13 protein-coding genes and 1 tRNA gene are annotated in these 12727 nt (G+C 68.0%); 8 read left to right on the forward strand and 6 right to left on the reverse strand.

Annotated elements, in window-relative coordinates; translation table 11 throughout:
- Window positions 1–111: 111 nt before the first annotated feature.
- The 6 genes from VGF64_18010 to VGF64_18035 all read right to left on the reverse strand — a co-directional run bounded on the left by VGF64_18010 (window position 112) and on the right by VGF64_18035 (window position 4276).
- Entirely contained in the window at window positions 112–567 is a 456-nt protein-coding gene (locus tag VGF64_18010) for a universal stress protein (protein ID HEY1636655.1), read from the reverse strand.
- Window positions 567–2084 (reverse strand): MFS transporter, encoded by a 1518-nt coding sequence (locus tag VGF64_18015; GenBank protein HEY1636656.1) that lies wholly within the window; start codon window positions 2082–2084, stop codon window positions 567–569. Before VGF64_18015 ends, VGF64_18010 begins: the two co-directional genes overlap by 1 nt.
- A complete protein-coding gene (locus tag VGF64_18020) occupies window positions 2081–2692 on the reverse strand; it encodes a cysteine hydrolase (protein HEY1636657.1) in 612 nt (203 codons plus the stop codon). Before VGF64_18020 ends, VGF64_18015 begins: the two co-directional genes overlap by 4 nt.
- A gap of 67 nt (window positions 2693–2759) precedes the next feature.
- Complete coding sequence (locus tag VGF64_18025; GenBank protein ID HEY1636658.1) at window positions 2760–3236, reverse strand: MarR family transcriptional regulator; 477 nt, start codon at window positions 3234–3236, stop codon at window positions 2760–2762.
- A gap of 248 nt (window positions 3237–3484) precedes the next feature.
- A tRNA-Thr gene (locus VGF64_18030) sits at window positions 3485–3556 on the reverse strand.
- A gap of 255 nt (window positions 3557–3811) precedes the next feature.
- Window positions 3812–4276 (reverse strand): isochorismatase family protein, encoded by a 465-nt coding sequence (locus VGF64_18035; protein ID HEY1636659.1) that lies wholly within the window; start codon window positions 4274–4276, stop codon window positions 3812–3814.
- Between VGF64_18035 and VGF64_18040 the strand changes: the two genes are divergently transcribed.
- From VGF64_18040 to VGF64_18075, 8 genes are all read left to right on the forward strand, one after another.
- Complete coding sequence (locus VGF64_18040; protein HEY1636660.1) at window positions 4211–5263, forward strand: histidine kinase; 1053 nt, start codon at window positions 4211–4213, stop codon at window positions 5261–5263. The genes VGF64_18035 and VGF64_18040 overlap by 66 nt on opposite strands.
- On the forward strand, window positions 5260–5970 hold the full coding sequence (locus tag VGF64_18045) for a response regulator transcription factor (protein HEY1636661.1): 711 nt from the start codon (window positions 5260–5262) through the stop codon (window positions 5968–5970). Before VGF64_18040 ends, VGF64_18045 begins: the two co-directional genes overlap by 4 nt.
- Before the next feature lie 862 nt (window positions 5971–6832).
- Window positions 6833–7486, forward strand: a complete 654-nt coding sequence (locus VGF64_18050) for a response regulator transcription factor (GenBank protein HEY1636662.1) — start codon at window positions 6833–6835, stop codon at window positions 7484–7486.
- Between the two features lie 2 nt (window positions 7487–7488).
- A complete protein-coding gene (locus VGF64_18055; GenBank protein ID HEY1636663.1) occupies window positions 7489–8838 on the forward strand; it encodes an ATP-binding protein in 1350 nt (449 codons plus the stop codon).
- A 59-nt stretch (window positions 8839–8897) separates the two neighbouring features.
- Window positions 8898–9563 (forward strand): hypothetical protein, encoded by a 666-nt coding sequence (locus VGF64_18060; protein ID HEY1636664.1) that lies wholly within the window; start codon window positions 8898–8900, stop codon window positions 9561–9563.
- Window positions 9564–9694: 131 nt separating this feature from the next.
- Window positions 9695–10735 carry a peptidoglycan-binding protein gene (locus VGF64_18065; GenBank protein HEY1636665.1) on the forward strand — a complete coding sequence of 347 codons (1041 nt, stop codon included), beginning with the start codon at window positions 9695–9697 and terminating at the stop codon, window positions 10733–10735.
- 5 nt (window positions 10736–10740) lie between these two features.
- Entirely contained in the window at window positions 10741–11556 is an 816-nt protein-coding gene (locus VGF64_18070) for an ABC transporter ATP-binding protein (GenBank protein HEY1636666.1), read from the forward strand.
- A partial coding sequence (locus VGF64_18075; GenBank protein HEY1636667.1) for an ABC transporter permease occupies window positions 11553–12727 on the forward strand: 1175 nt, incomplete at its 3' end. The genes VGF64_18070 and VGF64_18075, both read left to right, overlap by 4 nt.

The raw sequence follows: 12727 nt of genomic DNA on the forward strand, positions 1-12727 counted from the left end.
ACCGTTTCGCGCCGAGAGAAGGAGCGCGAGCGAGCGGTGGGCGACCAGGTTCCGAGACGGTCTGCCTACGGGCGGGGGGAGGGTTCTAGCAAGATGCCATCCAGGCGAGGATCATCGCACCGGCTTGTCGCGCTTGGAGCGGTAGACGAGCACCGGACAGTGGGCGTGCGTGGCGCAGTGCATACCGACTGATCCGAGGAGGATATCCGTGAACTCCCCGTGGCCGCGGCTTCCCACGACTAGGAGGTCGGCGTCACGGGAGGCGTCGACCAGGGCGGGCCCGGGGTAACCCTCGATCGCCTGACCGGTGGTCCGGAGCATTCGGTGACGCTGCTGGATCGCGTGCAGTGAGTGGTCAAGAACGGTTTGCATCTCCGCGGCGGGGTCGTAGTCGTCGGTGATTCCTGCGGCGACGTAGGTGCTCGGCAAGTGCCAGGCCGCTACGACGACCAGAGCGGATCCGGTCAGGTCTGCTTGCCGTGCGGCCCACTCCAGTGCGGCGACCGAGGGGGGCGAGCCGTCTATGCCCGCAACGATCGTCGGCCTATCGGGTTCGCTTGTGCCCATCACTGAACCTCTGCCTTCTGCGTCTGGCCCGACGGACGGATGTGACGCATCGCTTTCTCCTCGTTACGGTGCGTGGCGGGCGGATGATTCGTCGGCGCCTCGGAGCCGATTGACTTTCGGAGACTGCGGTCGGCCAGCGTGAATAGGAACACAATGATGCTCGCGCCGATCATGATCGCGGCGATCGTATGGAGACCGTGATCCGAGACATGGTTGTGAAACACCACGCTCAGGATCGCGGCGGATCCAATCGAACCCATATAGCCGAAGGTACGCAGCAGGCCCGCTGCAGTGCCGATCGTGTGGGCGTCGACTTGGGTGTAGAGCGCGGTTTGGTTGCCCGGCGCGAACGTCCCCACCGTGACGCCGAAGACCAGTGTGACCGCGACGATTCCGATGACCGGCGTGCTCGTCCCGAGGAGCAGCACCCCAATCGCTCCAACGATGGACGATAGGGCGGCGGCGACCAGCGGGCCGCGCACGAGGTTCCGCTGCGAGATCGGCCGTGTCAGCACCGCGGAAAGAGCGGCCATCGGCAGAATCAGTAGGCCGGCGTCCTGAGCGGAAAAGCCGCGGACCGCTTCGAGCCACTGCGAGACGCCGTAAAGCACCGTGTAGACGCATAGCGACGTGAGTGCGAACCGTAGGTAGGTGCGGCTGAGCGCCAAATTGCTGGCGAGGAGTCGCACGTCGAAGAACGCCGGCCTGGCATGCAGCTCCCAGAAAACGAGGGCGATCCCGAGCCCAGCGGCCAGCGCGAGCGCGAGCCAGTAGAGATGCGGCAGTCCGTCCAGGAACACCAGCAGGGCGGCGATCGCTCCACCAAACAGTGCGATGCCCGTGAGGTCGATACGTCTTGCGACCTCGCGCGCCCTCAGGGAGGCGGGGAGGGCCGGATCGCGAGGAAGCCAAGCGGCGCCGAGCACGAGGGCAACGACCGTCACTGGCACGTTCGCGAAGAACACCGAGCGCCAGCCGAAGGCGTTGACCAGGACCCCTCCTAAGGGGAGGCCCAGGGCCACCGCAGACGTGGCGGCGATCTGCAGTCCGCCCAAAACGCCGCCAGGCGGCGTGCCCATCCCGACGCTCCCGGCTCGCCGCCGAATCATCAACATCGCCGACGGATAGCCACCGGACGTACCGGTGCCGATCAGGACGCGGGCGACCACCAGGATCGTAAGGCTGTGCGCGAATCCGCCGACCAGGCCGCCGGCGAGCACGAGTGTGATCCCAGCCAGGAACACTCGGCGAGGGCCGAACTCCTCAGCCAGCTTTCCGAAGGTCGGCTGGGCGATCGCGCTCGCCAAGTACAACACAGACACCAACACCACGGTCTGACCGACCGATACGCGCACCCCACGCGCGATGGGGACGAGCGCCGTCGCGATCAGGGAGCTATTGATTGGATTGAGCGCCGACCCGAGGAACATCGGGGTCGTGAAGCGCCACGAAAACGGCTGCCCGCGCTCGTCCGGCCGGCCGAGCATGCGTCGTAGACGGCTGCCCAGCTGCGTCATGCCGACCGCTCATCTGTGCCGGAGAGGAGGCCGTCGAGCTGCGCGACCGTGATCACGTGCGCTTGACGAGGGAAGACTCGTTCGGTGAGGAAGCCGTGCACGCCTGGCTCCGGGTCGGCGGTGGCGTCAGCGAGCACGAACACCTGGTAGTCGCGATCGGCGGCATCGCGAACCGTCGACAGCACGACGCCACTGGTGCTGACGCCGGCCAGAATCAGGGATGTGATCGCGCGGTCCCGTAGCCGCTCGGCCAGATCCGTGGTCGAAAACGCCCCGAATCGGGTCTTCCGCACGATGATGTCGCCGGGCTCGGGCGCCACCCGCTCGTGGATCGCGGTCGCCGGCGAGTCGTTGTGCAACACTTCCCGCGCCGTCGTCAAGGCCGGCGCAAACGCGCTGTGCTCCGGCACCGCCTCGTAGTCAGCGTCGTCGAACGCAACCCGGACGTACCCCACCTGTCCCCGATGGTTCCGAACGATCGCGATCGCCTCGGCAACGCGTGAGAGCAGCTCCTCCGCGTCGCTCAGCGAGCCGAGGACAACGGGCTGGTAATCCATCACCAAAAGCGCGGTTCGCTCAGGGTCGATGCTTCGCCGTGAATCGGTCATGGTGCCTCCAATGTCGTCGTTGATCGGTTTCGGCCCTCGGGACCGCCCCCCGGTGCGTCTCCTGCGGTCACTGCATCTCCGTGTCGGGCCGTAGATCGACGTCGGCGATGCGCTGCAAGATCTCGATCGTCGTCTCGAGCGCCGCGCGCTCGTCGGGTTTGACGGCCGCCGCTATCGCCCGGTTGAGCCACGCCTCCCGCGACGCCTTGATGCCCGCCACGAGGGCTTGACCCGATTTGGTCGAGCCGACGAGGCTCTTGCGGCCGTCTCCCGGGTCGCGGGACTTCGTGACCAGCCCACGGTTCTCCAGAGTGGCCAGGCTCTGGGCGATCGCCTGCTGGGTGACGTGCTCGGCTGCGGCCAACGCTGCCGCGGTGGTCGGCCCCTCGTCGATGATCCGCGACAGCACCGTCAGCTGCGAGATCGGAATACCGGTTGAACGTTGTCCCGACTCGTTCCGGATGCGCGAGCGCAGTCGCGTCACCGCCATCGCCAACCGCATTGCGTCACTGGGGGTCTTGGTCTCAGGGGATCTTTTGCTCACCCCGTCAACCGTAGCAGATCCTAAAGTAACTTGTGCAAGTTTCCTGTTGACTGGGAGTTCTCGTTTCCCACCCACGGCGACCGGGATTCGAACCCCGTTCTCCCGGTTGAGGGCCCGGTGTCGTGGCCTCTGGACCAACCGCGGCATATACGGGAGCGGGGCGACTCGAACGCCCAAAGGCTTGCACCGCTACCTGTTTCCGGACAGGCTCCTCATCCGGCCGAATCACTCCCAGGCTTGGCATACAGAGCCCTCGGTGGGTTCGCACCCTCGGCCTGTCCCTACCAAGGACGCGCTCTGGCTCGCTGAGCTACAAGGGCAGGTGTCTCGCCGGCACGACTCGAACGTGCGATCGCCGCCTTACGCTCCCGCGAAGGATCTACGGGTCACCCGGCTGGGTCGGAGCTCATGACAGCATCACCTCGCGAAGGACTGGTGACGGTCATCTGCCGTCTTCGCTCACCATCGCGGACCTGCGCGGCGGTGGCCGCATCCACAAGCTCCTCTCCGCCCGGTGTTCCCGAGGCATCCTCCCGCTAAAAGGTCACGGGGTGATCCCCCCAAAGAGCACGCTCCTAGGCCTCCTTCTGCAGGCGCGAGGTGAGGACAATGTCAACGATGTCGGGGACTGTGTCTAGACGAGCCCAGTCCCGCTGCAGCTCGCACGCCAAGGACACCCAGCTGACGGGCTGGCCTCCGGCCTGCAGGATCCGCTCGAGGCCGGCGCTGTGGGCCTCGGGGGAAGTCCCCCCCACGGCATCGACTACCGGGAACACCTCGTAGCCGCCCCGTAGCGCGTCGAGCGAGGGGAAGGCGAGGCAGATCTCGGTCCACAGCGCCGTCATGATCAGCTTCTTGCGTCCCGTGGCCTCGACCGCCCGGCGGAACTCGACGTCCTCCCAGGCGTTGAGCTGCGTTCGGTCGATCTCCACGCTGTCGGCGAGTACCTCCTTGAGCTCGGGAACGGTGTGTCCTTGACCGTTCTGAAATACTTGGCCGTCGCCGTCGCCGCCGCGTCCGTCCCCGCTCGCCGGCGCCACCCGTGGTCGGCGCTCTGGATGGCGGTGATAGCAGAAGCGGTGCTCATAGGCCTCGGACTGCGCCTTCCCGTGCTGTTGGCCGCTGGCTTCACCATGTACTCTCTCGCCGCCCCCTCGAGCACTGCGCTGTCCAACTGGACGGTCGTCGGGGCTCTTGCCCCGATGGTGATCGCCGGAGGGGTGGCCTGGGGCGGCACACCCCTCCAAACGGTTGCCCTGGCCGTGCTCTTAGCCTGCGGATCGATCGCGGTGGGTTGGCTGGCAGGTGAGAACGCAAGCGCCCGGCGGCGCCACGCGCTCGACCTGGCTGAGCGGGCCGCCGAGCGTGAACGAGAGCGCGCCCGCCGCACGCTGATCGAAGAACGAACGCGCATCGCCCGCGAGTTGCATGATGTGGTGGCACATGCGATGAGCGTGATCTCCGTGCGCTCTGGGGTCGCCCGCCGAATCAGCGCCGCCCAGCCAGAGCAGGCGAGTGAAGCGCTCAGCATCATCGAGACGATCAGCCGGCGTAGCCTCGCCGAGCTTCGCAGGCTCGTGACCGTGCTGCGCCAAGCCGGGGACCCTACGGTCGAGGATCTGAGCCCGGCGCCGCGACTGTCCGATCTCCCACAGCTTGTGAGCGAGATCGCCGCCGCTGGCGTCCTAGTCGATGTCTGGATTGAAGGAGAGGCGCGGTCTCTTCCCCCAACCGAAGACCTCTCCGCCTATCGGATCGCCCAGGAGGCCCTGACCAACGTCGTGCGACACTCGGGAGCCGACAACGCAACCCTGTCGGTCCGCTACCGGAACGGCTCGGTGGAGATCGAGTGCGTCAATCCCAGCGACCGCCGCCAATCGGTTCCCATGGCACACGCGAACGGTGGTCACGGAATAGTCGGCATGCGCGAACGCATCGCTCTTTACGGCGGCGATTTCAGCGCACGTCCCACGGATGAGGGCTTCACGGTGCTCGCTCGGCTTCCAATCACCCGGGATACCAGGTGAGCATCGGTGTCGTCATCGCCGACGATCAGGCCTTGCTGAGAAGCAGCTTCCGCCTCCTGATCGAAGCCGAGCCCGACATGGCGGTCCTCGGCGAGGCGTCCGACGGGGCCGAGGCTGTCTCGCTTTCGCACGAGGTCCGTCCTGACCTCGTCCTCATGGATGTCCGAATGCCAGGGCTCGACGGGATCGAGGCGACCCGCCGCATTGCCAGCGAGTCCAGCACCGCTGCTGTGAAGGTGCTGATCCTCACGACCTTCGACCTGGACGAGTACGTCTATGGTGCGCTACAGGCCGGCGCGAGCGGCTTCGTGCTCAAGGAGATCTCCCCCGAGGACCTACTCAGCGCGATCCGGGTCGTCGCCGCCGGCGAGGCGCTCTTGGCGCCACGAGTCACCCGCCGGCTCATCGCGGAGTTTGCCCAGCGACGCCACGTACCGACCCCGACTGCCTCGCCCGAACTAGATGCCCTCACCGAGCGGGAGAAGGAGGTGCTTGGTCATGTGGCTCGGGGTCTGTCCAACTCGGAGACCGCGGAAATGCTTCACATAAGCCCCGGTACCGCAAAGACGCATGTCAGCAGATTGCTCACCAAGCTCGGAGCGCGCGACCGTGCCCAACTGGTGGTTCTCGCGTACGAGTCCGGGATGGCCCTTCCCGGACAGCGGCGAACCCCGATGGCAGCGAACAGCAAGCGAAGCCGTCCTTGAACCCGGGATGGCTGCAAGAAGATCACAGTCGAGGTCTTGCTCCGGATCTGGATTGCAATCATCTACGACCCATTATCTCGAACTTGGGCCTACGGACCCTGGCTGATGCATTGGAGGATCACGACGTCGCTCGGGCCGGAAGGCCGGCTGGTCCTGGGCCGAGGATCAGCTAGTGGGCACCCGCCAGCCTCCATCAGGACAGCCCAGGGTCTGATGGTGCCGCTCGATTCATAGGAATCTCGTGGCCAGCGCTCAGGAGATCTCCAGGCTTGCCTGTCATTGTGTCCCCACCCGTAGGACGCCGACAACGGATTGGAGTGAAGCCATGTGGATCTTCAGGAACACAGGCGAGGGACCCGTCAGAGGTGATCTTGGGATCAGTGATGATCTCCCGGCAGCCATTCGTGTACTTCGAGATCAAGAGGAGCTGGACAAGGCGTTGAGGCGGGCTGCGGCAGAGGACAGAGCCCTGCTCGACCGCCTGTCCCGCAGGTCTGCGCGCCACGACGCTGCGAGGCACTGACGAGCGAAGGGTCCTCCGGTCACCGGGCGTCAACGCCCTCCCCGGCAGCGACGCCACCGTCCCTCGAGAGATAGGTCGTGGACCTAAGGCGGCACCAGCTCGCCGGCTTTGCACGAGGCCGACTGGGAAGCACTGAGGGTCGGCATCAGAGGACACGCAGAGCGCAGCGGAGGGCCGACATCAACCTGCATGTTGGTACAAGCGTTCTTGTTACCGCGGTGTAACCGTCGGTCGGGCATCCTTTGCTGTGCGCAGGAGTGTCCCCTCCGCCTCGCTCGACACGAGCCGGTGGCCGGTCGGCTGCACGGGGGAAAGGCGCCGGGAGGTGGGTCTGGACCCGTGAGGGTGCTGGTGGTCGAGGATCAACGGCTTCTGGCCGAGACCCTGGCGACAGGGCTGCGGCGCGAGGGCATGGCCGTCGACTTCGTCTTCGACGGCGTCTCGGCTACCGAACGTATCGCCATCGTGGCCTACGACGTGATCGTGTTGGACCGCGACCTGCCCGGTCTCCACGGTGACGACGTCTGCCGCGAGGTCGTCGCCAATGGGGCGGCCACCAAGGTGTTGATGCTCACGGCGGCCGGCGATCTCGCCGATCGGGTCGGGGGCCTCACCCTGGGCGCCGACGACTACCTGCCCAAGCCCTTTGCCTTCGCCGAGCTGGTGGCCCGGGTCCGGGCCCTGGCCCGCCGTACACAGGCACCCGTACCACCGCTTCTCACCAAGGGAGACCTCACCGTGGACCCCGCTCAGCGAACCGCCCGCCGAGGCGTCCGGCGCCTCGACCTCACACCAAAGGAGCTCGGCATCCTGGAGGCTCTCCTCGCCGCCCAAGGCAGGGTCGTCAGCTCGGAGGAGCTGCTCGACCGGGTCTGGGACGACCGAGCCGACCCCTTCACCAACACGGTGAAGGTGACCATGAGCCGACTGCGACGCAAGCTCGGGACGCCGCCGCTCATCGAGACGGTGGCCAACGCCGGGTACAGGATCTGAGCATGAACCGTATCCATCTTCGTCGGCTGTCGGTCCCCACCTGGCTGCGGCCCCGCTGGACCGTTCGTCTCCGTCTGACCCTCCTCTATGGAGGTCTGTTCATCGTCGGTGGCGCCATCCTTCTCGCCATCACCTACGCCCTCGTGGCTCCGAGCAACGCAACCGTCATCGCGACGGCCAGTGGACGGGTCCAGGTCCAGGACACGGCGCCCGCCCTGTTCCCTCCACCGGCGATCGGCCAGGAGATCACCTCCGGCGGCATGATCTCCGGCGCGGTGAGCGGTCCCCCACCGAGCAAAGGCGAAGTGTCGCCGACTCCAGCCCAAGCCAAGACCAAGCTCGAATCCCTGCTCAAGGCCCAGGCCGACCACGAGCGATCGGTCCAGCTCCACCGGCTTCTCACCGAGTCCGGGGTGGCATTGGGGCTCATGGCCCTGGTCTCGGTCGTGCTTGGCTGGCTGATCGCCGGGCGGGTCCTCCGTCCGCTGCGGACGATGACCGCGACCGCACGGCGCCTGTCGGAGGACAACCTCGGCGATCGCATCGCCCTGCGCGGACCGGACGACGAGCTGACCGAGCTGGCCGACACGTTCGACGACCTCCTGCATCGCCTCGACACCGCCTTCGAGGCGCAGCGGCGATTCGTCGCCAACGCCTCCCACGAGCTGCGCACGCCTCTCACCCTGGAGCGGGCCGTGATCGAGGTGGCCCTCGCCGATCCCGTCGCCGACGTCGCCTCGCTCCGGGAGATGGGGCGCCAGGTCCTTTCCACCAACGCCGATCATGCCCGCCTCATCGACGCGCTCCTCGTCCTGGCTCGGAGCCAGCGAGGACTGGGGCAGACCGACGTGGTCAACCTGGCCACCGTGGCGCTCGACGCCATCGAGGACGTCGCACCCATCGCCGCCACCAACGAGGTCCGCGTCGAGTGGTCGCTCGATGCCGCCTCGGTCACCGGAGACAGGGCGCTCCTCGAGCGCCTCGTCTGCAACCTCGTCGACAACGCCGTGCGCCACAATCACCAGGGAGGCTGGGTCGAGGTGCGCACCGAGGTCCACGACGACGAAGCGACGGTGGAGGTAACCAACAGCGGCCCGACGATCGCCCCCGACCAGGTGGCGTCGCTCTTCGAGCCCTTCCGACGCCTGGGCGCCGAGCGGGCGGGACATCGTCAGGGAGCGGGGCTGGGCCTGTCCATCGTGGACGCCATCGTGGCCGCGCACCACGGAGCGGTCGACGCCCGACCGAGAGACGGCGGCGGTCTCGAGGTGCGCGTGGACCTGCGAGAGCGTCGGACGTCAGGCGGGCAGGCGGCGCTGCCGCGGGTAACAGATCCTGTTCCCGTCGTGTAACCGCGACTTCGGTACTACTCCCGCATCGGGCGGCATTCCCAGCCCGAGGGAGGAGACCGATGGCACATCCGCAACCAAGTCCGAAGTCGAGGCGACCGCGTCTCGCGCTCCTGGCCCTGGCGGTCCTCGCCCTCGCCGCCGCATGCGGTGGCGCGGCGTCGGGGTCCGGGGTGGCGAGCCTCGGGTCCACGACGACCACCAAAGCGTCGGGAAGCGCCTTGGCTGGAGGCCCGACCAAGTTCAACCCGGACGACGCCCTCAAGTTCTCGCAGTGCATGCGGACCCACGGCGTCCCCAACTTCCCCGACCCCACCCTCAGCGCTGGCCGGGCCACGATCCAGCTGAACGGAGGTGCTGGGAGCGGGCTCGACCCCAACTCTCCCCAGTTCCAGGCAGCCCAGGCCGCCTGCCGGCACCTGATGCCGAACGGAGGCCAGCCCACTCCCCAACAGCAGGCGCAGGCGAAAGACGCCGCCCTCCACTTCGCCCAGTGCATGCGGGCCCACGGGGTCAACGTCCCAGATCCGCAGGTGTCGACAAATGGCGGTGGCACCGAGATCAAGATCGGTGCCGGCGGTCCCGGTCAGGGCCCTGACAAGAACTCCCCTCAGTTCCAGGCCGCCCAGTCCGCCTGCCAGCACTTCCTGCCGGGCAACCGCTCGGGACCCTCCTCGAAATCACCGGACGCAGGCTCCGGAAGCGTCTCCGGGTCGTCGGCCCAGTGACCAGCCCCACACAGCCAGACACGAGGGAGCTTTCAGCGGCCGGTGACACGGCGCCATGGCCAGCCGACGGTGCGGACGATCGGGGCAGGAGCAAACGCGGGCGAAATCGCGCCGTCCTCGCCGTCGTCGTGATGGCCGCGCTCGTCGGTGCCGGCGTGGGGATCGGGATCGTCGTGAGCTCGGGCTCCTCGAGCCACAGCGCAGTGCCAACCAATTCGGCGCCCACTGCGACCGCCGGCGTGGCGCAGAGGAACCTCTCCTCTCAGGTCAACGAGAGCGGCACCCTCGGCTATGCCTCGAGCTGGTCGGTCATCAACGGGGCCAGCGGCACGCTCACCCAGCTGCCGGCAGCCGGCGACGTGATCAACCAGGGCCAGCCGCTTTATCACGTCGACGGCGCGCCGGTCGTGCTGCTCTACGGGGCCACGCCTGTCTATCGGAGCCTCCAGGCTGGCGTGACCAACGGTCCCGACGTGGCCGAGCTCAACTGGGACCTCATCGCTCTCGGCTACCTGCCCTCCAGCAATCTCAGCTCCCTCGACAACTTCAACTGGGCGACGACGTCGGCGCTGGAGCAGCTCCAAGAGGCCCTGGGTGTCACCCAGACCGGCACCCTGGCACCCGGGCAGGCGGTGTTCCTGCCCGGCGCGGTGAGGGTGGCCACGGTGTCGGCGACACTCGGATCGGCTGCGGCGCCCAAGCAACCGATCATGACCGCCACCTCGACCTCCCGCGTGGTCACGGTGAGCCTCGACGCCGCGCAACAGGGCCTCGTCAAGGTTGGCGACCAGGTCCAGATCATCCTCCCTGACAACACCTCGACGCCGGGAACGGTGTCGGCCGTCGGCGGCGTGGCGACCCCGAGCAGCTCGGGTCCGGCGACGGTGCAGGTCACCATCAACCCCACCAACGCGGCGGCGACCGGCACCCTGGACCAGGCCCCCGTGCAGGTGGCCATCACCACGGCGACCGTCGACAACGCACTGGTCGTCCCGGTGAACGCCCTCCTCGCCCTCGCCAGCGGCGGCTACGGCGTCGAGGTCGTCGACGCGGGTGGTCGCCGTCATCTGGTGGCCGCGTCGCTCGGGCTCTTCGACGACGCCGACGGACTGGTGGCTGTGACGAGCAACGGGCTCTCGGCGGGCATGCGCGTGGTGGTGCCGTCCCAATGAGCGCGGTGAACCCACCGCTCCCATTGGCGGCGGCACCCACGCTGCGGGGTCAGCTTGAGCACGCTGGCGACCCGGTACTCGAGCTCGTGGGCGTGACCAAGTCGTACCCGGCGGAGCCCCCCGTGGAGGCGTTGCGAGGCGTCGACCTCCGGGTCACCGAGGGCGAGCTGGTGGGCATCGTCGGACCTTCGGGCTCGGGCAAGTCGACCCTGCTCCACGTGATGGGAACGTTGGATCGGCCCACGTCGGGGGTCGTCTGCGTCGACGGTCACGAGGTGTCGCTGCTCACTGATCGGGAACTCGCCGCCCTCCGGGCGCAGAGCATCGGTTTCGTCTTCCAGCAGTTCTTTCTCTCGGAGGCCGTTACCGCCATCGACAACGTCGCCGACGGGCTCCTCTACACCGGTCTTCCCGCCAAGGCCCGCTGGCCACTCGCCGCCGACGCCCTCGAACGGGTGGGTCTCTCGCACCGGGCCAGCTTCCGACCCACCAAGCTGTCCGGGGGCGAGCGTCAACGGGTGGCCATCGCCAGGGCGGTGGCGGGCCGCCCGGCGATCGTGCTCGCCGACGAGCCGACCGGAAACCTCGACAGCGCCACCGGGTCTGCGATCTTCGAACTGCTGCGCCAGCTGAACGACGACGGGACGACGATTGTCGTCATCACCCACGAGCGGGACCTGGCCGGACGCCTGCCCCGCCGGGTCGACATGCTCGACGGCCGGGTCGTGAGCGATGTCGTCGTCGGGCAAGGGCCGCCCCGTGCGGACAGCTCGAGCGCACAGCCGGTGCGTGAGGCGAACCCGAAGGTCCCGACTCGGTGAGCGACGCCGGCCATCCGGGCGCCTCCGAGGTGCCGCGCGCCGGCGGGCGCCGGCGGTGGAGCCCCAGCGACCTGCCCGGCGTGCTCGTGCCGGCCCGTCTGCGGCCTGCCGACCTCCTGCGAACTGGATCGGTGGGCCTGCGGACCCGCCGGCTCCGCGCCGTCTTGTCCGGACTCGGCATCGCCATAGGGGTGGCGACGATGGTCGGGGTCCTCGGGATCTCGGCCTCGAGCCAGGCTGGGCTGCTGGCCGAGATCGACGCCATCGGGACGAACCTGCTCACCGTCACCACAGGTCAGACCCCGTTCGGCCAGTCGGCCGCGCTCCCCACCTCGTCACCGGGCATGATCGGCCGCATCGGCCCGGTGCAGCAGAGCGCAGGGGTGGGAACGGTCACCGCCAACGCCTACCGGTCGAACCTGATCCCTTCCACCAACACCGAGGGCATCACGGTCGACGCCGCCCAGGTCAACCTGCTCGCTGCGCTGCGGGGAACGATGCAGGCAGGAACCTTTCTCAACGACGCCACCGATCGATATCCCTCTGTGGTGCTGGGCGCCGTGGCAGCCCAACGCCTCGGTATCGACCGGGCCGGACCGGACGAGCGCGTCTGGCTCGGCAACCAGTGGTTCTACGTGAGCGGGATCATGAGCTCGTTCCCGCTGGCTCCGGAGATCGACCGCGCCGTCCTCGTGGGATTTCCCGTGGCCGAGTCCCTGCTCGGTTTCGACGGTGCCCCGACCACCATCTATGTGCGCACCGATCCCAACCAGGTCCCTGCAGTCCAATCGGTGCTGGCGGCCACCGCCAATCCCGAGCACCCGGACCAGGTCAACGTGAGCCGTCCCTCCGACGCCCTGGTCGCTCGGGCCGACGCCCAGAGCGCCTTCACCGGGCTCTTCCTCGGTCTTGGTGCCATCGCCCTGTTGGTCGGCGGGGTCGGCGTGGCCAACATCATGGTCATCTCGGTTCTGGAGCGCCGCTCGGAGATCGGGTTGCGGCGGGCCCTCGGGGCCACCAGAGGTCAGGTCCGGTTCCAGTTCCTCTCCGAGGCCGTCTTTCTCTCCGTCCTCGGCGGCGGCTGCGGGGTCGTGATGGGGATCATCATCACCGCGGTGTACGCCTCGACACGGTCGTGGGCCGTCGTGGTCCCGCCGAGCGCCATCGGCGG

This window comes from Acidimicrobiales bacterium, assembly GCA_036491125.1.
Lineage (GTDB): Bacteria > Actinomycetota > Acidimicrobiia > Acidimicrobiales > AC-9 > AC-9.